General features: G+C 71.0%; 20 protein-coding genes. 10 read left to right on the top strand and 10 right to left on the bottom strand.

The annotated features are described in order from the left end of the window. Positions 1 to 65 precede the first annotated feature (65 nt). Positions 66 to 674, bottom strand: a complete 609-nt coding sequence (locus tag ABE438_RS16395; RefSeq protein WP_346503721.1) for a cold-shock protein — start codon at positions 672 to 674, stop codon at positions 66 to 68. Between the two features lie 136 nt (positions 675 to 810). After that, a complete protein-coding gene (locus tag ABE438_RS16390) occupies positions 811 to 1581 on the bottom strand; it encodes an SIR2 family NAD-dependent protein deacylase (protein ID WP_346503720.1) in 771 nt (256 codons plus the stop codon). Positions 1582 to 1697: 116 nt separating this feature from the next. On the opposite strand from ABE438_RS16390, the gene ABE438_RS16385 reads away from it, so the two are divergent. Both ABE438_RS16385 and ABE438_RS16380 read left to right on the top strand, forming a co-directional pair. After that, on the top strand, positions 1698 to 2879 hold the full coding sequence (locus ABE438_RS16385; protein WP_346503732.1) for an aminotransferase: 1182 nt from the start codon (positions 1698 to 1700) through the stop codon (positions 2877 to 2879). 17 nt (positions 2880 to 2896) lie between these two features. Further along, on the top strand, positions 2897 to 3322 hold the full coding sequence (locus ABE438_RS16380; protein ID WP_346503719.1) for a lysozyme inhibitor LprI family protein: 426 nt from the start codon (positions 2897 to 2899) through the stop codon (positions 3320 to 3322). 261 nt (positions 3323 to 3583) lie between these two features. On the opposite strand, the gene dnaE is transcribed toward ABE438_RS16380, so the two are convergent. The 5 genes from dnaE to ABE438_RS16355 all read right to left on the bottom strand — a co-directional run bounded on the left by dnaE (position 3584) and on the right by ABE438_RS16355 (position 11286). Continuing rightward, on the bottom strand, positions 3584 to 7051 hold the full coding sequence (gene dnaE, locus ABE438_RS16375) for a DNA polymerase III subunit alpha (protein ID WP_346503718.1): 3468 nt from the start codon (positions 7049 to 7051) through the stop codon (positions 3584 to 3586). 748 nt (positions 7052 to 7799) lie between these two features. Beyond that, positions 7800 to 8648, bottom strand: a complete 849-nt coding sequence (sseA, locus tag ABE438_RS16370) for a 3-mercaptopyruvate sulfurtransferase (protein ID WP_346503717.1) — start codon at positions 8646 to 8648, stop codon at positions 7800 to 7802. Between the two features lie 44 nt (positions 8649 to 8692). After that, positions 8693 to 9409: an alanyl-tRNA editing protein gene (locus tag ABE438_RS16365; RefSeq protein WP_346503716.1), complete on the bottom strand. Its 717-nt coding sequence runs from the start codon at positions 9407 to 9409 to the stop codon at positions 8693 to 8695. A gap of 109 nt (positions 9410 to 9518) precedes the next feature. Beyond that, positions 9519 to 10895 (bottom strand): PleD family two-component system response regulator, encoded by a 1377-nt coding sequence (locus tag ABE438_RS16360; protein WP_346503715.1) that lies wholly within the window; start codon positions 10893 to 10895, stop codon positions 9519 to 9521. A gap of 19 nt (positions 10896 to 10914) precedes the next feature. Continuing rightward, complete coding sequence (locus ABE438_RS16355) at positions 10915 to 11286, bottom strand: response regulator (protein WP_346503714.1); 372 nt, start codon at positions 11284 to 11286, stop codon at positions 10915 to 10917. Positions 11287 to 11426: 140 nt separating this feature from the next. Between ABE438_RS16355 and ABE438_RS16350 the strand changes: the two genes are divergently transcribed. Both ABE438_RS16350 and ABE438_RS16345 read left to right on the top strand, forming a co-directional pair. Further along, positions 11427 to 11717: a DUF3572 domain-containing protein gene (locus ABE438_RS16350; RefSeq protein WP_346503713.1), complete on the top strand. Its 291-nt coding sequence runs from the start codon at positions 11427 to 11429 to the stop codon at positions 11715 to 11717. Next, positions 11714 to 13060 (top strand): DNA polymerase IV, encoded by a 1347-nt coding sequence (locus ABE438_RS16345; protein WP_465248629.1) that lies wholly within the window; start codon positions 11714 to 11716, stop codon positions 13058 to 13060. The genes ABE438_RS16350 and ABE438_RS16345 overlap by 4 nt, the downstream gene beginning before the upstream one ends. On the opposite strand, the gene ABE438_RS16340 is transcribed toward ABE438_RS16345, so the two are convergent. After that, positions 13017 to 13859, bottom strand: a complete 843-nt coding sequence (locus ABE438_RS16340) for a cell envelope integrity EipB family protein (protein WP_346503712.1) — start codon at positions 13857 to 13859, stop codon at positions 13017 to 13019. The genes ABE438_RS16345 and ABE438_RS16340 overlap by 44 nt on opposite strands. A 197-nt stretch (positions 13860 to 14056) precedes the next feature. On the opposite strand from ABE438_RS16340, the gene ABE438_RS16335 reads away from it, so the two are divergent. Genes ABE438_RS16335 through ABE438_RS16315 form a run of 5 tightly spaced genes read left to right on the top strand, consistent with a single transcriptional unit; the run spans position 14057 to position 17690 of the window. After that, positions 14057 to 14530, top strand: coding sequence for a RidA family protein (locus ABE438_RS16335; RefSeq protein WP_346503710.1), 474 nt, complete (start codon positions 14057 to 14059; stop codon positions 14528 to 14530). Continuing rightward, a complete protein-coding gene (locus ABE438_RS16330) occupies positions 14530 to 15279 on the top strand; it encodes a glycerophosphodiester phosphodiesterase family protein (RefSeq protein ID WP_346503709.1) in 750 nt (249 codons plus the stop codon). Before ABE438_RS16335 ends, ABE438_RS16330 begins: the two co-directional genes overlap by 1 nt. After that, positions 15276 to 16496, top strand: a complete 1221-nt coding sequence (locus tag ABE438_RS16325; protein ID WP_346503708.1) for a GNAT family N-acetyltransferase — start codon at positions 15276 to 15278, stop codon at positions 16494 to 16496. The genes ABE438_RS16330 and ABE438_RS16325 overlap by 4 nt, the downstream gene beginning before the upstream one ends. Then, positions 16486 to 17265: a hypothetical protein gene (locus ABE438_RS16320; protein ID WP_346503707.1), complete on the top strand. Its 780-nt coding sequence runs from the start codon at positions 16486 to 16488 to the stop codon at positions 17263 to 17265. The genes ABE438_RS16325 and ABE438_RS16320 overlap by 11 nt, the downstream gene beginning before the upstream one ends. Further along, positions 17262 to 17690 carry an HIT family protein gene (locus ABE438_RS16315; RefSeq protein ID WP_346503706.1) on the top strand — a complete coding sequence of 143 codons (429 nt, stop codon included), beginning with the start codon at positions 17262 to 17264 and terminating at the stop codon, positions 17688 to 17690. Before ABE438_RS16320 ends, ABE438_RS16315 begins: the two co-directional genes overlap by 4 nt. A gap of 17 nt (positions 17691 to 17707) precedes the next feature. Here ABE438_RS16315 and ABE438_RS16310 read toward each other — a convergent pair whose 3' ends face one another. After that, positions 17708 to 18568, bottom strand: coding sequence for a DMT family transporter (locus tag ABE438_RS16310; protein WP_346503705.1), 861 nt, complete (start codon positions 18566 to 18568; stop codon positions 17708 to 17710). Between the two features lie 116 nt (positions 18569 to 18684). Between ABE438_RS16310 and ABE438_RS16305 the strand changes: the two genes are divergently transcribed. Continuing rightward, complete coding sequence (locus ABE438_RS16305; RefSeq protein WP_346503704.1) at positions 18685 to 20082, top strand: aminotransferase-like domain-containing protein; 1398 nt, start codon at positions 18685 to 18687, stop codon at positions 20080 to 20082. 11 nt (positions 20083 to 20093) lie between these two features. On the opposite strand, the gene ABE438_RS16300 is transcribed toward ABE438_RS16305, so the two are convergent. Next, on the bottom strand, positions 20094 to 22658 hold the full coding sequence (locus tag ABE438_RS16300) for a bifunctional acetate--CoA ligase family protein/GNAT family N-acetyltransferase (RefSeq protein WP_346503703.1): 2565 nt from the start codon (positions 22656 to 22658) through the stop codon (positions 20094 to 20096). Positions 22659 to 22872: the final 214 nt, after the last annotated feature.

Here is a 22872-nt window from a genome sequence, read left to right as displayed (position 1 = left end):
CAGGAGCAGCAAAAAGGGCGCCCGCGGCGCCCTCGTCAGATCGCATACCGGCAGTGCGGGAGCGGTCAATGCGAACTCAGCACCCCGCCCTGCTCCAGCCGGATCTCGGCGGCCATCAGCCCCTTCGGCCCGGGTCCGTAGCGGACCATCACGATCTGGCCGGGGATCAGCTCGACGATGCCGTAGCGACGCAGCGTCTCCATATGGACGAACACGTCCGGAGCACCCTCGCCCTTCGAGACGAAGCCGAAACCGCGCAGGCGGTTGAACCACTTTACCTCCATGCGCTCGAGCCCGCTGGTCGGCGTCACGCTGGCATTGGTGCGCGGCATCGGCATCTCGGAGGGATGCCGGCCGCTGGCGGTGTCGATCGAGAGCACGCGGATGGCCTGGCGGCCGCGCGGCTTGTCGATCACCTCGAGCACGATGCGCGCGCCCTCGGCGATGGCGTTGAACCCGTCGCGCTTCAGGATGGTGACGTGGACCAGGATGTCGCTGCCGCCATCCTCGGGCAGGACGAAGCCGTAGCCCTTGCTGACGTCGAACCACTTCACATAACCGACGATCTCGGTGCCGATCTCGGCATCGCCCGCCCCGTCGAGCCGCACGACCCTGTTGAGCGATTGGATAGGACCGACCCGTGGCCGTATCTTGTCGCCGTGCTCGTCGGACATGGGCCGCTCGTCTCCGCGCGCAATCTGATTCGTGAGCTGACGATACCACCGCTACCGACCGCGGAAACAGCGCGATCCCGCTCATCCACATGATCGGCCTGCGCTCCGGCCCGGGCGGCCTGTCCCAGCGGCAGGATCAGCCGGCGAGCCGCCCCAGCGTCTCGCCGATATCGCCGCGCACCACGAGGTCGGCGATGGCGTCGAGCTCGGTCGGCTCGCGGTTGACGATGACGAGCCGCGCGCCGTTGCGGCTGGCGAGCACGGGAAAGCTCGCGGCCGGAAACACCACCAGCGAGGAGCCGGCGACCAGGAAGAGATCGGCCGCGAGCGTCAGTTCCTCGGCGCGGCGCATCGGGGCGCGCGGCATGGGCTGTCCGAAGGAGATCGTCGCGCTCTTCACCACGCCGCCGCAGGCGGTGCAGGACGGCGCCTCCCCGCTCGCCTCGAAGACCCGGCGGATTTCCGCCAGCTCGTGCCGCAGCCCGCAGGACAGGCAGGTGGCGTAGGTGCCGTTGCCGTGCAGCTCGACCACGGCCGCGTCGGCGATGCCGGAGGCCTGGTGCAGCCCGTCGATGTTCTGGGTGATGACGCCGGGCGCCCTGCCCTGCGCCACCAGCGCGGCGATCGCGGCATGGCCACGATTCGGCTGCGCGCCGCGATAGAGATCGTCCATCGCGAACTTGCGGCGCCAGGCCTCGATGCGCGCCTCTGGGTTGGCCATGAACGCGTCGAAGGCGATCGGCTTGTTGCGCATCCAGGGCGAGCCCGGCGTGCGGAAGGCGGGCACGCCCGATTCCGTCGAGATGCCGGCGCCGGTGAAGGGCACGATCACCTCCGCCCTGTCGAGCAGCGCCTGCAGCGCCGCGACCGCGTCCCGCCCCGCGCGCTCCGAACCGTCTTCGCTCATGCCGCCTCCGTTGCGATGGAGAGGTGGATATGGGCGCGGCAGCCTGCCGTCTCCAGAGGCAGGGCTGGCGCGGCTTTCACGTTGACGGGCGCGCCGGGCCGCCGCACATCTCGACCATGACGCTCGCCGCCCCGCTCAATCCGCATCTCGTCGACACCGCCACCCCGCCAATCCCGGAGGCGCAGGGCTGGGCCCGCGCCTATGACGGCCGGCGCGGGCCGCTGATCGACCTGTCGCAGGCCGTACCCGGCACACCGCCGCCCGCCGCGATGCTGGCCCGCCTAGCCGAGGCCGCAGCGCGGCCCGACATGGCGCGCTACGGCGCCATCGTCGGCGACAAGGTGCTGCGCGAGGGCTATGCGGCCGAGAGCAGCCGCTTCTACGGCGCCGCGATCCGCCCCGAGGAAGTCGCGATCACCGCCGGCTGCAACCAGGCCTTCGTCTGCACCGTCATGGCGCTGGCGCGGGCCGGCGACAATGTGCTGCTGCCGACGCCGTGGTACTTCAACCACGAGATGACGCTGAACATGCTCGGCGTTGAGCCCAGGCCACTGCCCTGCTCGCCCGAGAGCGGCTTCGTGCCGGACGTCGCGACGGCCGAGGCGCTGATCGACGCGCGCACCCGCGCCATCGTGCTGATCACCCCCAACAACCCGACCGGCGCGGTCTATTCGCCCGAGACCATCGCCGCCTTCGCCGCGCTCTGCCGCCGGCGCGGCCTGTGGCTGCTGCTCGACGAGACCTATCGCGAGTTCCTGCCCGACGCGGTCGGGGCCCCGCACGGGCTCTTCGCCGAGGCCGACTGGCAGGACCATCTCATCGGCCTGTTCAGCTTCTCGAAATCCTATGCGGTGCCGGGCTGGCGGCTCGGCGCGATCACCGCCGGCGAGTCCGTGATGGCCGAGATCGGCAAGGTGCTGGATTGCGTGCAGATCAGCCCGGTGCGCAGCGGCCAGGAGGCGGTCGCCTGGGCGATCGACGGCATCCGCGACTGGCGCGCCGGCAACCGGCGCGAGATCAACGCCCGTGCCGAGGCCTTCCGCGCCGCGATGGCGCCGCTGCCCGGCTGGCGCGTGCTCGCGGCGGGCGCCTATTTCGCCTATCTCGCCCACCCCTTCCCCGGCATCCGCGCGGCCGAGGTGGTGCGCCGCCTGGTCGAGGAGCGCGGCGTGCTCGCGCTGCCCGGTCCCTATTTCGGCCCCGATCAGGAGCGACATCTGCGCATCGCGATCGCCAATATCGGCGCCGACCGGCTGGCAGAGCTCGGAGACCGCCTCGCGGGCTTCACCATCGCCTGAGACTTGAGGAGGATAGCATGACGACGCCGACCCGCCGGATCGCCCGCTTCGCCTTGCTGCTCGCCACCACCTGCTGGCTCGGCGGCGCCGCCCTGGCGCAGGACCGCACGGTCGAGGATTCCTATTCGCCGACCTATAAGACCTGCATGGATGCCGCCGGCGGCGTGACCCTAGCGATGCGCGAATGCGGCAATGCCGAGTACGGCCGGCTCGACGCCGAGCTGAACGAGGCTTACCGCAAGGCCAGCGAGGCGCTCGATCCCGAGCAGCGCAAGCTGCTGCGCGACACGCAGCGCGCCTGGCTGGCCTATCGCGATTCCACCTGCTCCTTCATGAGCCGTCTCGGCGACCGCGGCACGATGGCGGCGCTCACCGACATGAGCTGCCTGATGAGCGTCACCGCCGAACGCACGCAGTGGCTGCGCGATCTCGGGCCGATCTAGCCCCCCCTATCCACGTCACCGCCGCGGCCGCACCGGCGCTCTTCGGGCCGCGCACCCAGTCGTGGGTTCCGGGCTCTTCGCTGCGCGAAGCCCCGGAATGACAGGGGGTGGTGCAGCAAGTGGCGGCAGGACCAGGCCGGACGCGCTCCGCCGTCATTCCGGGGCGGGCCGAAGGCCCGAGCCCGGACCCCATGAACACGACGTCGCTCCAGCCGCGCTGCGCGCGGGTGGTGCGGCAAAAGCGGTCCTGCGCGGCGGGCGCTATCTCAGCTCGACGTCGACCACGCCCGGGGCGGCGCGGACGGCGTTGGCGAGCTGCTGGTTGACCGGGTAGCGGCCCGGAAGCTCGATCTCGACCTCCTGGGCGCCGCCGTCGAGGATCATCACCAGCGAGACCCGGCCGTCCGAGCGGACGCCCTCGCGCGGCTTCATGCGCTCGGCGATCGAGGTCAGCGCCTTGTCGTCGTTGAGGAAGATGCAGAGGTCCTGCTTCTGGCGGCCGGCGAGATCGTCGAGCCGCTCGACCTCCTCGATGCGCGGGCGGACCTCCTCGCCGTCGAGCACGGCGGACAGGCGCAGCACCAGCGCGGCGCCCGGCTCGAGCAGGTCGCGATAGCGCTGCAACCCTTCGGAGAACAGGATCGCCTCGAACTGCCCGCTCGGATCGGAGAGCTGGACGATGCCCATCTTGTTGCCCGACTTGGTGCGGCGCTCGGACTTGTCGATCACCGAGGCCGCGACCTTGGCGATCGAGGTGCCGCTGCCGCGTACCGTGCGGGCGAAATCGGCGAAGCGCTGCACGCGCAGGCGCTTCAGCACATGCTCGTAATCGTCGAGCGGATGGCCGGAGAGGAAGAAGCCGACGGCGTCGTGCTCGCGCTGGAGCCGCTCGGCCGGCGCCCAGGGCTCGAAGGGCGGAATGCGGAAGGCCTCGCCGGCCCCGCCGCCGCCGAACAGCTCCGACTGGCCGCCCTCGGCGGCGTCGCGCGTGCGGTTGGACAGCGCGATCATCCCGTCCACCGCCGCCATGGCGCGCGCCCGCTCGCGCTCGAGCTCGTCGAGCGTGCCGGCGGCGATCAGCGCCTCGATGGTGCGGCGGTTGACCAGGCGGGTGTCGACGCGGCGGGCGAAATCGGCGAGGTCGCGGAAGGGGCCGTCCTTGGCGCGGGCTGCGACGATCGATTCCACCGCAGCGCGCCCCACGCCCTTGATCGCGCCGAGCGCATAGCGGATGGCGCCGTCCGCCACGTCGAAATCGACGCCGGAGCGGTTGATCGCGGGCGGCTCGACCTTGATGCCCAGCCGCTCGGCGTCACGGCGGAATTCCGAGAGCTTGTCGGTGTTGCCGATATCGAGCGTCATCGAGGCCGCGAGGAACTCGACCGGGTAATTGGCCTTCAGATAGGCGGTCTGGAAGGCGACGATGGCATAGGCCGCCGCATGGCTCTTGTTGAAGCCGTAATCGGCGAACTTGGCCAGCAGGTCGAAGATCTCGGAAGCGATCTCCTTCTTCAGCCCCGCCTCGACGGCGCCGCGCACGAAACGGTCGCGCTGGGCGTCCATCTCGGCCTTGATCTTCTTGCCCATGGCGCGGCGCAGCAGGTCCGCTTCGCCGAGCGAATAGCCCGACAGCGCCTGCGCGACCTGCATCACCTGCTCCTGGTAGACGATGATGCCATGCGTCTCGGAGAGGATCGGCGCCATCTTCGGATGGAGATAGGTCGGCTCCTCCAGCCCGAGCTTTCGCCGGCAATAGGTCGGGATATTGTCCATCGGGCCGGGGCGGTAGAGCGCCACCAGCGCGATCAGATCCTCGATCCGGTCGGCCTTCATCTCGACCAGCGCCTTGCGCATGCCGACCGATTCCACCTGGAAAACGCCGACCGTCTCGCCGCGCGCCAGCATCTCGTAGGTCTTGGGATCGTCGAAGGGCAGCTGCGCCAGATCGACGGCGATGCCGCGCTGGGCGATCAGCTTCACCGCGATGGTCAGCGTCGTCAGCGTCTTGAGGCCGAGGAAGTCGAACTTCACCAGCCCCGCCTGCTCGACCCATTTCATGTTGAACTGGGTGACGCGCATGCCGGTGCGCGGATCGACCGAGAGCGCGACGAGCTGCTCCAGCGGGCGGTCGCCGATGACGACGCCGGCGGCGTGGGTCGAGGCGTGGCGGTGCAGGCCCTCGAGCTTCTGGGCGATCTCGAGCAGGCGCGCCACCACCGGCTCCTCGGCGGCCGCCTCCTGCAGCTTCGGCTCGCCCTCGATCGCCTCGGCCAGGCTGATCGGCTTGGCCGGGTTCTGCGGCACCAGCTTGGTCAGCTTGTCGACCTGGCCGTAGGGCATCTCCAGCACGCGGCCGACGTCGCGCAGCACGCCGCGCGCCTGCAGCGTGCCGAAGGTGATGATCTGCGCGACGCGTTCCTCGCCGTAATGGCGCTTGACGTAGTCGATCACCTCTTCACGCCGGTACTGGCAGAAGTCGATGTCGAAGTCCGGCATCGAGACGCGGTCGGGGTTGAGGAAGCGCTCGAACAGCAGGGCGAAGCGCAGCGGGTCGACGTCGGTGATGGTCAGCGCATAGGCGACGAGCGAGCCGGCGCCCGAGCCGCGGCCCGGGCCGACGGGAATGTCGTGCGCCTTGGCCCATTTGATGAAGTCGGAGACGATCAGGAAGTAGCCCGGGAACTTCATCCGGGTGATGATGCCAAGCTCGAAATCGAGCCGCTTCTCGTAATCCTCGACCGTGTAGCCCTCGGCCGGGCCGTGCTTGGCAATGCGGGCTGCGAGGCCGGCCTTCGCCTGGACCTGCAGTTCCTCGGCCTCGTCGCGCCCCTCCTCGCCGAAGCGCGGCAGGATCGGCTTGCGCGTGCCGACGCGCCAGGCGCAGCGGCGCGCGATCTCGACCGTGGTCGCCAGCGCCTCCGGCAGATCGGCGAAGCGGCGACGCATCTCCTCGCGGCTGGCGAAATAATGCTGGGTGGTGACCCGCCTCCGGTCGCCGTCCGAGACGAGGCGGCCTTCCGCCACCGCCAGCAGCGCGTCATGCGCCTCGAAATCGGCTGGCTTGCCGAAGAAGGGCTCGTTGGTGGCGACGATGGGCAGGTCGGCGTCATAGGCCAGGCGCAGCAGCGCGCTCTCGACTGCAGCCTCGTCGTCGCGGCCATGGCGCTGCAGCTCGACATAGAGCCGGTCGCCGAAGATGGCGCGCAGCCGGGCGAGACGCTTCTCGGCCTGGGCCGGCTGGCCGGCGCGCAAGGCGAGATCGAGCGGGCCGCCGGGACCACCGGTCAGCGCGATCAGGTCGTCGGCATGGGCGGCCAGCATGTCGATGGCGGCGACCGGGGAGCCGCCCGCCGTCGCCAAGCAGGCATGGGTCACCAGCTTCATCAGGTTCCCGTAGCCGGCCTCGCTGGTGGCGAGCAGCACCAGATGCGGCGTGACGGGCTGCACGGGCCGGCGCCCGCCGGTCTCCTCGTCGGCGAAATCGACGGTGAGCTGCACGCCGGTGATCGGCTGGATGCCGGCGGAGGCGAATTTCTCGGAGAATTCCAGCGCGCCGAACAGGTTGTCGGTGTCGGTCAGCGCCATGGCCGGCTGGCCATCGCCGGCGGCGAGCTTGGCCAGCGTGCCGACCTGGATCGCGCCCTCGAGCAGAGAGTAGCTCGAATGGACGTGGAGATGGACGAAGCCGACCTCGTCCTGCACCAGGGAATCGTCTTTGCGCTCGCTCATCACACCCTCACCGGCGGGTTATCGCGCGGCGCCCCGGCCGGGTCGAGCCCGGATCGCGGCAGGGCTGTGGACATGGCGAGTTGGCCGGCGACCTGGCCGTCGGCCAGGCCGACGCCGCCGCGCCCTCCCCGGCTCAGACCGCCGGCGGCAGCGCGACGATGGCGGCCCAGACCCAGATCATGCCGACGAAGAGGGCGAGCGCCGCGAATTCGACGACACCGGTGACGAGCTTGCGGGCGATCTGCATTCCGGCCTCCTGCGTTTCCGATATGTTCAGATTAGTTCCTTATTTGTTCACGTCAATCCACAGCGAGCCGTGGACGGCCGTACCGTGCCGCGAACGTTAACGAAAGGTTGAGAGGGCGGGTGCTGCCGCGCGGCAGGATGCCGGGTTCTCGCCGTCCTGCCTCGGGCGATCGAGGCCTGCACGCCCCGATTGACGAGTCGCGCCAGGACCTTGGCGGCCGGCGCGCAAATATCGATTCAGGTGCTTGAGACGCCGGCGCAGCCAGCAGTCTGACCCTCCGGCCCGGAAGCGGCGCCCAAAAAGAAAAAGGCCCGCGCCGGGGCGCAGGCCGAAGTCTAGGGAGGAAACGCCCAAGGAGGGCGACGCGGCATCTCTGCCGCGGTGGTTATGATTTAGGGAGGCACCCGCCGCGCGACAAGGGCGGAAGGGCAGTATTACTGACCTAAAAAATGAGCAGGCCGCCTAAATAATAGCCAGACCCTTTCGATGCCCACCCTCAGCTCAGGCCGGGCCGGTCACCACCGGGCGGTCGCTGGCGCCCCATTCGGCCCAGGAGCCGTCATAGATGGCGCGGGCGGGCCGCCCGACGACCTCCAGGCCGAGCGAGAGGATCGCGGCGGACACGCCGGAGCCGCAGCTCGTCACCACCGGCCGGGAGAGATCGACCCCGGCCGTCTCGAAGGCCGCGGCGATCGCCTCGGGCGATTTGAGCCGGCCATCCGCGACGAGCGCCGAGGACGGGACGTTGCGCGCGCGCGGCATATGGCCGGCGCGCAGGCCCGGACGCGGCTCGGGCGCCTCGCCGCGGAAGCGCTCGGCCGGGCGGGCATCGACGATCTGAGCCGCGCCGCTGTCGAGCGCGGCGGCGACATCCGCCATGTCGGCGACGGCGGAATGGTCGAGGCGGGCAGTGAACTGCGTCGGCCGGCGCAGGCGCGGCTCGCCCTCGTCGACCGGGCGGCCCTCGGCCAGCCATTGCGGCATGCCGCCGTCGAGGATGACGACGTCGCGGGCGCCGAAGGTCCGGAAGGTCCAGCGCACGCGCGGCGCGGAGAACAGGCCGAGCCCGTCATAGACGACGATGCGCATGCCGTCGCCGATGCCGAGCGCGCCGACCGCCGCCGCGAAGGCCTCCGGCCCCGGCAGCATGTGCGGCAGGCTGGACTGGGTGTCCTTCACCGCGTCGAGATCGAAGCGCACGGCGCCGGGAATGCGGCGCGCGGCATATTCGGCCGCCGGATCGCGCCCCTGCGCGGGCAGATACCAGGAGCCGTCCACCACGACGATGTCGGGCGCGTCGAGGCGCTCGGCGAGCCATTCCGTGCTGACGAAGACATCCGTTCCGGCCATGACCGCCATTCCCTCGCTCGACCGCTCCGCGGAGCGCAGATCCCTCACAGGAGCGCGATGCGCACCCTGCGGTTCTGCTTACCCTTCTTCTCGATGGCCGTCACCGCGACGCTGCCGATCTCGGCGGTGTTGCGGACATGGGTCCCGCCGCAGGGCTGGAGGTCGATACCCTCGATCGCGACGAGGCGGATGCGGCCTGAACCGCGCGGCGGCTGCACCGACATGGTCTTGACCAGGCCGGGATTGGCGTCGAGCTCGGCATCGGTGATCCAGCTGTCGCTGACCGCGGCGCCGCGGGCGACCAGCTCGTTGAGACTGGCGGCGATCGCGTCCTTGTCGAGCCCGCCATCGGGAATGTCGAAGTCGAGCCGGCCATCACCATCGCCGATCGCCCCGCCGGTGACCGGATAGGGCAGCACGACGCTGAGCAGATGCAGCGCGGTGTGGATGCGCATGCGCGGCAGGCGGCGCTCCCAGTCGAGGCGGGCGGTCACCGCCTCCCCGACCGCCGGCACGGCCTGTCCCGCGGCGGGGATGTGGAGGATGCGGCTGCGGTCGGCCGGGTCGTAGACGGCGCTGGCGATCGCGATCGTGGTACCGTCGGCCCGAACCAGTTCGCCGACATCGCCGGGCTGGCCGCCGCCGGTGGCGTAGAACACCGTGCGGTCGAGGATGATGCCGCCGCGCTCGTCGATCCCGGTCACGGTGGCGGGCGTCTCGCGCAGATAGGCGTCGTCGCGGAACAGCAGCTCGGTGGTCATCGGCGTCTCCCTGTCGCGCCGCCGGGCGATGCGGCGGCGAAGGCAGCGGTTATCGCAGGGGAGTTCCGGGAGGAAAAGCCGCGTGGCGCGGGGCGCCCCCTCGCCGCGGTCAGGCCGCGCTGGAGACGATCACCCGGTTGCGGCCGCCGGCTTTGGCCCGGTAGACCGCCTCGTCAGCGCGCTTGAGCATCTCGGCGGCGGAGATGTCGCCGGCGCGGCGGCTCGCCACGCCGATCGAGACAGTGACGGGAATCGCGGCGGTGCGGGCGTGGATCGGGAAGGCCTCGCCCTCGACGCGCGCGCGGATGCGCTCGGCCACCGCGCGGGCGGCCTCGAGAGGGGTATCGGGCAGCACGACGACCACCTCCTCGCCGCCGAGGCGGGCGACGAGGTCGATGCCGCGCGTGCAGGCCCGGACGCGGTCGGCGAATTCGCGCAGCACCTCGTCGCCGACATCGTGGCCCCAGCCATCATTGACGGCCTTGAAGTGGTCGACGTCGAGGACCAGCACCGAGAGCGCCCGGGCGCGCAGGGCGGATTCGTCGAACATGCCGGAGAGGCGGCCGTCGAGATAGCGGCGGTTATGGAGGCCGGTGAGCTGGTCCATCACCGCCATTTCCATCGAGCTCTGCACGCTGTCGCGCAGCCGCTCGGCGAATCGCTTGCGGCGCACCAGGGTGCGGGCGCGCGCCAGCAGCTCGTTGCGGTCGATGGGGCGGACCAGGAAATCGTGCGCGCCGATCTCGAGCCCGCGCAGCACGCGACCCTGGTCGCCGGCCTCGCCCAGCATCAGCACCGAAAGATTGCGGGTGCGCTCCAGCGAGCGCAGCTGGCTGCACAGGCGCAACCCGTCATAATTGGCGAGATCGAGGCTGACGAGGACGATCTCGAAATCGCCCTCCGAGGCGCGTTCCAGCGCCTTGCCGGCGTCGCCCTCGACCTCGACCGAATGGAAGCTCGACAGCGCCTGTGCCAGGCGCTGGGCGATCAGCGGCCGGTCCTCGATCAGCAGGAGGCGGCCGTTGAGGCCGGTCTCGGCGGCGGCCGCCACCAGCGGGTCGGCGATGCCGAGCCGGCGCGAGGCGAGCGCGCGCTGGCGCAACTCGTCGGTGACGGATTTCAGCCGGATCAGGCTGCGGACGCGGGCGAACAGCGCCGCATCGTCGATCGGCTTGGTCAGGAAGTCGTCGGCGCCGGCATCCAGTCCTTTCAGCCGGTCGCTCGGCTGGTCGAGCGCGGTGACCATCACCACCGGGATATGGGCGGTCGACGGTGCGGTCTTCAGGCGACGGCAGACCTCGAAGCCGTTCATGCCCGGCATCATCACGTCGAGCAGCACGATGTCGGCCTCGCCGCGCTCGCAGATGGCCAGCGCCTCGATGCCGTTGGTGGCGGTCACGACGTCGAAGTACTCGGCGGAGAGCTTGGCCTCGAGCAGCTTCACATTGGTCGCGATGTCGTCGACAACCAGGATACGGGCTGACATCCTCTTCGCTTTCCGGCCCTCAGGCCGTTCCGAGATAGGCGCGTACGGTTTCCAGGAACTTCCCCACGGAAATCGGCTTGGAGATATAGGCCTCGCAGCCGCCGTCGCGGATGCGTTCCTCGTCGCCCTTCATGGCGAAGGCGGTCACCGCGATCACCGGGATCGACTTCAGGTCGTCGTCCTCCTTGATCCATTTGGTGACCTCCAGCCCCGAGACTTCCGGCAGCTGGATGTCCATCAGGATCAGGTCCGGGCGATGGGTGCGGGCGAGCTCGATCGCCTCGATACCGTCGGCGGTCTTGAGCGTCGCATAGCCATGGGCCTCCAACAGATCGTTGAACAGCTTCATGTTCAGCTCGTTGTCCTCGACGATCAGAACCGTCTTCGTCATCGAGACCCCGCTTGCGAGAGAGAATGATCGGCCGAACGCCCGGGGCTTTCAAAGCCGGCGACCTCGTTCGATGATGATGTATCACGCCAGCCGTTGACGAAACGCAAATCCGATCGCAGACACCCGGCGAGGTATCCGTCATGTCGCGCGCCATCACATCGCAGGAAGCCGAGGCGCTCGCCTTGCGCGCCCTCGCCTTCCTCGCTTCCGAGCCCGAACGCATCGAGCCCTTCCTGGCCGCGACCGGCATCGGGCCGGGCACGCTGCGCTCGGCAGCGCAGGAGCCCGGCTTCCTGCTCGCGGTCGTCGACCATCTCTGCGCCAGCGAATCGCTTCTGCTCGAATTCGCGGCCAATCTCGCGCTCGATCCAGAGGTGATCGCCCAGGCGCGCGAACTGCTCGCCGGCCCGCCGGACGCCTACGACCCGTGACCGCGCCCGGCAGCGATGCGGGCCGGATCCTGTGCCGCGACTGCCTCGCGGACCATGTCGTCACCGAGGCGGCAGCCCGGCCCCGGCGCTGCCCGGCCTGCGGTTCGCCGCGGCTGTTGAGCCATCCCGAGCGCGACAGCCTCCACCTCGCCCATGTCGACTGCGACGCCTTCTTCGCGACGATCGAGAAGCGCGACGATCCCTCGCTCGTCGACAAGCCGGTGATCATCGGCGGCGGCAAGCGCGGCGTGGTCTCGACCGCCTGCTACATCGCCCGCATGTCCGGCGTCCGCTCGGCCATGCCGATGTTCAAGGCGCTGAAGGCCTGCCCCGAGGCGGTGGTGATCAAGCCGGACATCGCGAAATACGCCAAGGTCGGCCGCGAGGTCCGCCGTCTGATGCAGGAGTTGACGCCGCTGGTCGAGCCGGTCTCGATCGACGAGGCCTTTCTCGACCTTGGCGGCACGCAGCGGCTGCACCATGCCAGCCCGGCGGCGACGCTGGCGCGCTTCGCCCGCCGCGTCGAGAGCGAGATCGGCATCACGATCTCGGTCGGCCTGTCCTATGCGAAGTTCCTGGCCAAGGTCGCCTCCGACCTCGACAAGCCGCGCGGCTTCTCGATCATCGGCCGCGCGGAAGCTGTCGGCTTCCTGTCGCCGCAGCCGGTCGGGATGATCCCCGGCGTCGGCCAGGCCGGCGTGGCGCGGCTCGCCCAGGCCGGGTTCGCCACCATCGGCGACCTCGCCCGCGCCGAGGTCGAGACGCTGTATCGCATCGCCGGGAAGGACGGCGCCCGCCTGCGCGACCTGGCGCGCGGCATCGATCCGCGCCGCGTCCAGCCCGACCACGACACCAAGTCGGTCTCCTCGGAGACGACCCTCGACGTCGACCTGTCGCGCTTCGAGGATCTCGAGCCGATCCTGTGGCGGCTCTGCGAGAAGACTTCCGTCCGGCTCAAGGGGCAGGCGCTCGCCGGGCGCACCGTGACGCTGAAGCTCAAGAGCAGCGACTTCCAGATCATCACCCGCGCCGCGCGCCTGCCGGAGCCGACCCAGCTCGCTGCAAGGCTGTTCGCCGCCGGCCGCGAGTTGCTGCGGCGCGAATGCGGCGGGCGCGCCTACCGGCTGATCGGCATCGGCGCGGCCGATCTCTCCGATCCGGAGAGCGCCGACCATGGCGACCTCGCCGACCGGGAGACGCCGCGGCTGAAGGCGATGGAAAGCGCACTCGACCGCGTCAGGGCGCGCTTCGGCGAGGCGGTGATCGGCAAGGGGCTGTCGCTGCGCGACAGCCGGCGCGCTACTTCGCGCAGTCCGAAGCCGGACGCAGATCCAGATTCGTGACGGTGCCGCGCAGGGCGAAGGAGCCGTAATCCAGCTTTACCGAGCCGCCGATGCCGTTCTCGTAGAGGTCGAAGGAGACGGTGTAGGCGGGCGTGCTCTCCTCCGAGCCGACCTTGAAATAGGACATGGTCACCGGCCAGCGCTTGACGTCCTTGAGCTCGGGCCGGCGCAGCGCCGGCTCGGCGGGCTCGCCGGTGACCGGGCGGCCGATCACGGAGAGCGTCTCGTAGACGTCCTTGCCGGTGTTGGCGCCATCATAGAGCCGGGCGTTCAGCGTGGTCTTGCCGGCACGGGCGGCCGCGATCAGCGCCTTCATCTGCTCACTGGGGAACATGGTCGGCACGGTCTCGCGATGCGTCTCCGCCTCCGGTGCGCGCAGCGTCACCTCATAGCCCTCGGCGGCCTTCTTGGCGGTGCCGTCGACGGTTTCGGCCGGTGCGCCGGCGGTGCTGCTCTCCGTCTTGAAGCGGTAGGTCTTCGCCGTGCCGTCCTCGAAGCTCGTCGTGCGCGCATCGATGACGCGCGGCCCGATCTCGGAGCCGAGCTCCGTCACCTGCCGGAAGGAGAGAGCGTAGCCGTCGCAGGCATCGCCGGAGAAATCGATGACGATGCGGCCGCGGGCGCTGGAGATGTCGCGCGAGGGCGCGCCCTGGTCGAGCGAGAGATCGTAGACGATGCGGTGCGAGGCCAGCACGACCGGGGCGGCCTTGTCCTGCGCCACAACCGGAGCTGCCAGAGCCAGAACCAGCCCCGCGCTTCCACAGATCAGCCACGCCTTCATGCCGTCATTCGCCTTCATGTTCGGCCCCGCCGGACCGGCGGAGCATGCGATTCTAGGTGCACCGGCGCAATGGCGCAAAGATGGCGCGGCGCGGCCTTAGCCATCGCCGCGGCGCCGCTTGCCGCGCAGCCGAGCTTCGTCCATGACATGGAGGCACAGCACCTGCAGACCAGCTCCGGACCCGCGCAAGACGCGCCGCTCATGAGGCCCTCGCGATGAACGCCATCGAAACCAGGCTGGCCAGCCTCGGCATCACCCTGCCCGCCCCCGCCGCCCCTGTCGCCAACTACGTGCCCTATGTCATTACCGGCAACCTGCTGGTGATCTCGGGGCAGCTCTGCTTCGGCCCCGACGGCAAGCTGGCCGACCGGCACAAGGGCAAGCTCGGCGCCGAGATCTTCAACGAGGCCGGGCTCGAGGCGGCGCGGCTCTGCGCCATCAACGTACTGGCCCAGGCCAAGGCGGCGCTCGACGGCGATCTCGGCCGCATCGTGCGCTGCGTGCGGCTCGGCGGCTTCATCAACGCCATCCCGACCTTCGCCGCGCTGCCGACCGTGATGAACGGCGCCTCCGACCTGATGGTCGAGGTGCTGGGCGACAAGGGCCGCCATGCCCGCTCGACCATCGGCGTCGCCGAGCTGCCGGCCGACGCCGCGGTCGAGGTCGAGGCGATGTTCGAGATCGCCTGATGCACGCGCAGGACTGGCTCACGATCCGCCCGATCGCCCATCGCGGCCTGCACGACCTCGCCGCCGGCGTCGCCGAGAACTCGCCCACCGCGGCGCTGAACGCCATCGAGGGCCGTTTCGGCATCGAATGCGACGTGCAGCTCAGCGCCGATGGCGAGGCGATGGTGTTCCACGACTTCAATCTCGACCGGCTGACCGCCGCGACGGGCCCCGTCGCGGCGCGCAAGGCGGCCGAGCTCGCGGCGATCGGGCTCAAAGGGTCGAGCGACAGGATCCCGACGCTCGACGCCTTCCTCGACCTGATCGGCGGGCGCACCCCGCTGGTGATCGAGGTGAAGAGCCGCTTCGACGGCGACCTGCGCCTGACGCGGCGCACCGCCGAGGTGGTCAACGCCCGTCGCGACCAGCCGATCGTGCTGAAATCCTTCGACCCGACGATCGTGGCGGCGCTGCGCGAGCTCGCCCCCGGCTTCTCGCGCGGCATCGTGGCGATGAGCGCCTACGAGTATGGCGACTATGCCGCCATGTCGCCGCAGCAGAAGCACGCGCTGGCGAACCTGCTGCATTTCGAGACCAGCCGGCCGGACTTCGTGTCCTGGAAGGTCGGCGACCTTCCCTGCGCCGCGCCCTTCCTCTGCCGCAAGGCGCTCGGCCTGCCGCTGATCACCTGGACGGTCAGGACGCCCGAGGAGCGGGCGCGGGCGGCGGAGCATGCCGACCAGATGGTCTTCGAGGGCTTCCGGCCTTGAGCGAGACCGGTCCTGACGCAGGCCTCACCGTCCGCGTCGCGACCTCGCTGAAAGGCGTTCCCGCCGCCGCGTGGGACGCCTGCGCCAATCCCGGCGCCGGCCGCCCCGCCGGCTTCGGCCCTGCCGCAGCCGATCCCGACAACCCCTTCGTCTCGTACGCCTTTCTGCGCGCGCTGGAGGAGAGCGGCTGCGTCGGCGGGCGCAGTGGCTGGTCGCCGGCCTATCTGCTCGTCCACGACGCGCAGGAGCGGCTGCTCGCCGCCGCCCCCTCCTTCGTCAAGAGCCACAGCCAGGGCGAATACGTCTTCGACCATGGCTGGGCCGATGCCTATGAGCGCGCCGGCGGCCGCTATTATCCCAAGATCCAGGTTGCGGCGCCCTTCACCCCCGCCACCGGCCCGCGCCTGCTCGTCGCCGAGGGGCCGGACGCCGACGAGGCGCGCGGGGCGCTGATCGCCGGGCTCGAGGCGCTGCGCGGCGAGATCGCAGCCTCGTCGGTCCACGTCACCTTCGCGCAGGAGCCCGACCTCGCGGCGCTCGCCGCCGCCGGCTATCTCGAACGCCACGACATCCAGTTCCACTGGCACAATGACGGGTTCGGCTCCTATGACGACTTTCTCGCCACGCTGTCCTCGCGCAAGCGCAAGGCGCTGAAGCGCGAGCGGCGCGAGGCGCTCGCCGCCGGGATCGAGGTCGCGGTGCTCTCCGGCGCCGACCTCACCGAGAGCGTCTGGGACGATTTTTTCGCCTTCTACGAGGATACCGGCGCGCGCAAATGGGGGCGGCCCTATCTGAACCGCCGCTTCTTCTCCGAGATCGGCGCGCGCATGGGCGAGCGGATCGTGCTGGTGCTAGCGCGTCGCGGCGGCCGCAACATCGCCGGCGCGATCAATTTCCGCGGCGCCTACACCCTTTATGGCCGCAACTGGGGTAGCATCGAGGACCACCCGTTCCTGCATTTCGAGCTCTGCTACCATCAGGCCATCGACTATGCGATCGCCCATGGGCTGGCGCGGGTCGAGGCCGGCGCGCAGGGCGAGCACAAGCTGGCGCGCGGGTACCGGCCGGTGGTGACCCGCTCGGCCCACCGCCTTGCCGATCCGGGGCTGGAGCGCGCGGTCGCCGCCTATCTTACGGGGGAACGGCGCGAGATCGACGCCGCCCGCTCGGCCCTGGAGGCCGAACTGCCGTTCAAGGAACAGGGCGATGGCGGCTGAGACGATCTGCGGCGACGAGGACCTCGGCTATCGCCGCAGCCTGAGCGATTTCGCCGAGCCGCTGAGGCTCGACGAGAGCTATCGCCGGGCGCATCTGCCGCTGCTGCGCCCAGAGCATCCGGGCGTGATCGCCCATGACGCGGAACGCGGCTACCTCATGGGGCGGCACGAGGCGATCTTCTCGCTGGTGATGATGCTGCCGGCCGAGGCGCTCGCGGCCTCGCCCGCCTTCGCGGCGTTCGAGGCGGAGCTGCGCGCGGCGCCCTTCGCCGCCAAGATCGCCTGGGACCTGCAGCCCAAGCGCGCCGACCGGCTGCACGCGACCGTCGTCGGCACGCTGTCGCGCGGCACGCCGCCTTTGATCGCCCCCGAGACGCGCCGGGCGCTGGCGGCGCTCGGCCCCTTCGAGGTAGTGCTGCGCGGGCCGTTCTCCGGCACGGTCAACCGCGGGCGGCTCTATCTGCGGACCTATCCGGCGCTCGGCGACGGCGCCAATCCGTTGCAGGTCATCCAGCAGGAATTCGGCCGCGCGCCGGGCGATCTCTGGCTCGTCGGGCTCTACAATCTCGTCGCGGATCTCGATGCGGCCGAGACCGCGGCGCTCGGGCACCTCGTCGCGCGCTGGTGGGACCGCGACCTGCTGCGGCTTACGGTGCGGGATCTCGCCGTGATGGGGGCCCATGACGACCTCGTGCTGGACAGCCGGATCGTCGAGACCTTACCTCTCGCGGCGTCCGAGTCGCGCCAGCCTCAAGGGGAGCAGCCATGAGCGCCTATGATCCCAGCAACGTCTTCGCCAAGATCCTGCGCGGCGAGCTGCCGTCGCAGACCGTCTACGAGGACGAGGCGACGCTCGCGATCATGGACATCATGCCGCGCGCCGACGGGCATGTGCTGGTCATCCCCAAGGCGCCCTGCCGCAACCTGCTCGACGCGCCGGCCGAGGCGCTGGCGGCGGTGGCGCTGACCTCGCAGAAGCTGGCTCGGGCCGTGATGCGCGCCTTCGGCGCCGATGGCGTCACGGTGCAGCAGTTCAACGAGAGCGCCGGCGGGCAGGTGGTGTTCCATCTCCACGTCCATGTCGTGCCGCGCTTCGAGGGCGTCGCCATGCGCCCGCATACCGGGGCGATGGAGAAGCCCGAGGTGCTGGCCGAGAATGCCGAGCGCATCCGCGCCGCCCTCGCCCGCCTCTGACCTGACAGACCGCCCGCTCAGGCGAAGCGCCTCGCACCCGCGACGCAGAGCACCACCAGCGCGGTGACGCCGACCATGGCAGGCGAGACCGCCTCGCCGAGCAGAATCCCGGCCAGCGCCAGCCCGAAGAAGGGCTGGAGCAGTTGCAGCTGGCCGACCGTGGCGATGCCGCCGAGCGCCAGCCCGCGATACCAGAACACGAAGCCCACCAGCATGCTGAACACCGAGACATAGGCGAGCCCGAGCCAGGCGGGCCGGCCGATGCCGGCCAGCGAGCCGGGCCATGTCGCGAGCGCCAGCGCGGCCATCGCCGGCAGCGACAAAACCAGCGCCCAGGAGATCACCTGCCAGCCGCCGAGCCGCCGCGACAGCGCCCCGCCTTCGGCATAACCCAGTCCGCAGACCACGACGGCCGCCAGCATCAGCCCGTCGCCGAGCAGCGAGGCTTCGCCGCCGCCCGCCAGCGCAAAGCCGGCGACCAGCAGGCTGCCGAGGATCGAGAACAGCCAGAAGGCGGGCTTCGGCCGCTCGCCGCCGCGCAGCACGCCGAACAGTGCGGTCGCCAGCGGCAAGAGACCGATGAAGACGATCGAGCGTGCCGACGGGATATGCTGGAGGGCGAGCGCGGTCAGCAGCGGAAAGCCGACCACCACGCCGAGGCTGACCACGGCCAGCGAGCCGAGATCGCGCCGGGCCGGGCGAGCCTGCGCCAGCAGGGCGAGCAGGCCGGCGCCGAGAACGGCTGCGATCACCGCCCGGGCGCTCGTCAGGAACAGCGGCGAAAACCCCTCGACCGCGACCCGCGTCGCCGGCAGGGACCCGCTGAAGATCACCACACCGAGCAGCCCGCTGCCCCATCCCTCCGTCGCGCGCGCCATGGACACCTTCTCCCGTCAGCGTCGGGACGTAGCGCCGCGGGGCTGGCGCCGCCAGATACAGGGCCATACGATCGGATAGAACCGTACTGCCACACCGCCCCATACGGAGCGTCCCGATGCCAGTCGAAACGCTGTCCCGCACCGGCGCGGTCGCCATGGCGATCCGCACGCGCATCGCCGAGAGGCGCCTCGGCGCCGGCGATAGGCTGCCCTCGATCCGCCGTCTGGCGCAGGAGATGCGCGTCTCCCCCTCGACGGTGGTAGAGGCCTATGACCGGCTGCTCGCCGAGGGGCTGATCCGCTCGCGCCCCGGCTCCGGCTTCTTCGTCTCGGCGGTGAGCGCGCCGCGTTCCCTCGCGGAGGCGGAGCCGCGCCCGGAGCCGGCGATCGATCCGTTCTGGGTCTCGCGCCAGTCGCTCGATGCCGATCCCGCGCAGCCCAAGCCGGGCTGCGGCTGGATGCCGGCGGGCTGGATGCCGAACCCGGCGATCCGCAAGGCGCTGCGCGCGCTAGCGCGGGCGCCCGAGTCGCTGCTCGCGGATTACGGCCAGACGCGCGGTTCGCTGCCCTTGCGCCGCCTGCTGGCCCGCCAGCTCGCCGGGCAGGACATCGCCACCGGGGCCGACCAGCTGATGCTCACCGCCTCCGGCACGCGCGCCATCGACCTGGTCTGCCGGCTGCTGCTGCGGCCGGGCGACACGGTGCTGGTCGACGATCCCTGCTATTTCAATTTCCAGGCGCTGCTGACCGCGCATCGGGCGCAGATCGTCGCCATCCCCTACACGCCGGAGGGGCCGGATCCCGAGGCCTTCGCGGCAGCCGCCGCCGGCACGGCGCCGCGGCTCTACATCACCAATTCGGCGCTGCATAATCCCACCGGCGCGACGATGACGCCGCGCATCGCCCACCGCATCCTCGGCCTCGCCGCCGCCCATGACGTCGTGGTGGTCGAGGACGATATCTTCGGCGACCTCGAGCCCGAGCCGTCCGTCCGGCTCGCCAGCCTCGACGGGCTGTCCCGGGTGATCCGCATCGGCAGCTTCTCCAAGACTCTGTCGGCCTCGGTACGCTGCGGCTATGTCGCGGCGCGGCCAGACTGGATCGAGGCGCTCATCGACCTGCAGGTCGCGACCAGCTTCGGCGGGCCGAGCCCGCTGGCGGCCGAGCTCGTGTTGCAGGTGCTCGGCGATGGCGGCTATCGCCGCCATCTCGATGGGCTGCACCGCCGCCTTGCGGCTCTGCGCGCCGAGGTCGCCGAGCGGCTGGCCGGCCTCGGGATCACGCCCTGGCTGGTGCCGCGCGGCGGCTTCCTGCTCTGGTGCCGCCTGCCGGAGGGCGTCGACTCCGCCGATCTCGCCCGGCTGGCGCTGGCGCGCGGGCTGGTGCTGGCTCCCGGCGACGTGTTCAGCCCGACGCGCAGTGCCGCCGCCTTCATGCGCTTCAACGTCACGCAGATGGGCGGGCAGGAGCTGTGGCGCACGCTGGCGGAGGCGATGCAGGCCGCGCGGCGGTGAGGCGGCCGCCCTTAGACGGGCAGCGTCTCCAGCGGTGCGCCCTCAGTCTCCACCGTCAGAACGACGCGGCGCAGCGAGGAATCGTCGGGCTCGGTGGTGACGACGAAACCGAGGCTGCGGCAGAGCGAGAGCATCGGGCCGTTCTCGGCGAGCACCTGGCTCTGGATGCGGCGCAGGCCCTCCGCCTTGCCCCATTCGATGATCAGCAGCATCAGCGCCCGGCCGAGGCCGATGCCCTTGAGGTCGGAGCGCAGCAGGATGGCGTACTCGGCCTCGACATGCTCGGGCTCGGCATGGAGCCGCACGACGCCGGCCGCGTCGCCGGTCTCCTCGTCGAAGGCGATGAAGGCCATCTCGCGGGCGTAGTCGAGCTGTGTCAGATGCGCCAGGAAGGCGTGGCTGAAGAACTTCAGCGGCGCGAAGAAGCGCAGGCGCAGATCGTCAGGCGTGACGCGTGCCAGCATCTCGCCGATCGCCGGCTCGTCCTCCGGCTTGATCGGCCGCACCAGGAAGCTGCGCTGGCCGAGCGCGATCCGCCGCGTCCAGGCGCCGGGATAGGGCCGGATCGCCGGGCGGCGGCGGCGGGCCGGATCGGGCTCCAGCACGATGCGGGCATCGACCGCCACCGCCCCGCTGGCATCGGCGAGGATCGGGTTGAGGTCGACTTCGCGGACCTCCGGCAGGTCCGAGGCCATCTGGCCGAGCGCCACCAGCACCGCGGCGATCGCCGGGCCATCGGCGGCCGGCACGTCGCGATAGGCGGCGAGGATGCGCGAGACCCGCGTGCGCGAGATCAGCCGCTCCGCCGAGGCGAGGTCGAGCGGCGGCAGCGCCGCATGGATGTCGGCGATCAGCTCGGCCGCCGTGCCGCCGCGGCCGAACACCACGACCGGGCCGAAGCAGGGATCGGTGGCGAAGCCGGCGATCAGCTCGCGTGCCTTGGCACGGTGGGCCATGGGCTGAATCGAGAAGCCGGTCAGCCGCGCCTCGGGGCGTGCCACGCGCAGGCGCTCGGCGATGCGCAGAGCCGCCTCGCGCACGGCGGTCCGGCCGGCGAGATCGAGTTCGACGCCGCCGACATCCGATTTATGCGCGATGTCGGGCGAGACGACCTTGAGCGCGACGGTGCGGCCGGCGGCGAAGAAGGGCTCGGCCGCGGCGGCCGCCGCATCGGCATCGGCGACGACGACCGGGCGCACCATGCGGATATGGAACAGGGCGAGGAGATCGGCGACCTCCTCGGGGTCGAGCCAGTGGCGGCCCTCGCCGAGGGCGCGGGCGACGATGGCGCGGGCGGCGGCGAGATCGACCGGGCTGTCGTCGTCGCTCGACGGCGGCGTCACCATCAGCTCACGCTGCAACCTGGCATGGCGCGTCAGATGGGCGAAGCCGACCACGGCCTCCATCTCGGTGGCGAAGGACGGCACCCCGGCGGCCGCGAAAAGCGAGGCGATCTCGTCCCCGCCGCCGATCCAGGCGGCCAGAACGGGCTTGCGCGGCGAGGCGGCGTCGCGCGCGGCGATGACGGCGCGGGCGCAGTCGAGCGGGTCCGTGGGCGCCACCGGCGCGTGCAAGGCGAGCACCGCATCGACATCGGGTTCCGCGAGCAGGCGGGCGGTCGCCGCCTCGTAATCCTGCGCGCTCACGACGATCTCGGGCGCACGCGCCGCCGCTGCCGCGCCGCCGATCTGGCGCAGGCGGCCGACCGCGAGCGCCGCGAGCCCGTCGCCATTGCCGACGATGCCGAGGCGGCCCGCCTCGGCGGCGCGCGCCCGCCCGAGCGTCTCGGCGGCGGCGAAGAGCTCGTCGAGATCGCTGACGCGCAGCAGCCCGGCGCGATGGAAGGCGGCCTCATGGGCGGTGTCGGCGGTGACGATCAGCGCGGCGTGGGTCAGGGCCGGGCCGGTGGCCGGCGCGCCCGGCGGCCGCAGCACCAGCACCGGCTTCAGTCGCGCCGCAGCCCGGGCCGAGGAGAGGAAGCGCGCGGCGTCGAAGACGTCGTCGAGGGCGAGCAGGATCGAGCGCGTAACATGGTCGGCGGCGAAATGGTCGAGGCAGTCGGCGAGATCGACATCGGCGCCGTCGCCGAGCACCACCGCGCCGGACAGGCCGATCTCGCGGCGCGCCGCCCAGGCGAGGATGCCGGCCGCGACGGAATTGGAGCGGGCGACCAGCGCCAGCGAGCCGGCAGCCGGCGTCACCGGCACCAGCGTGGCGTTCAGGCCGAGGCGCGGCGAGGCGATGCCGAGCGAGGACGGGCCGACCACCCGCACGCCGGCGGCACGCGCAGCCGCCTTCAGCGCCGGCAGGTCGGCGGGACTGCCGTCCGGCACCAGCACGCCGGCGCAACCGGCTTTACCCGCCCGCGCGATCGCCCTGAGGGCGTCCGTCACCGAGACGACGACGAGGTCGGTGCCGGCGGCGATCTCCGGCGCCTCGTCCGAGGCGATGCTGCGGAAGCGGCCGCGATAATTGCCGGCGCGGATCTGGGCGGCGATGGTGCCGACCGCGCCGATCTCGCCGATCGCCAGCACGGAGCGCGGTTCGAGCAGGCGCTTGATCAGGGCGAGCGTCATGCGGCGAGTCCATGCGGTCGGGGCGGCGGGCGCATGTGACACGAACGGCGTCCGCTTGGCCATCATGCCACGCCCCCGCTCCGGCGACATCGCGCCGCATCCGTACTCTGTCATGCGGCGGTCGGAAAGCGGCCTGATGCCGGCAAGCCGTGCAAGGGCGCGTTAGGCATCATGGCGAAGCGCTGCTCGGGCGTTTTGGCCCCGGGCGCGGCGT

The organism is Allobosea sp. TWI1241 (assembly GCF_039673065.1).
In the GTDB taxonomy this organism is placed as follows: Bacteria; Pseudomonadota; Alphaproteobacteria; order Rhizobiales; family Beijerinckiaceae; genus Allobosea.
This window is presented reverse-complemented; position numbering and strand designations above follow the sequence as displayed.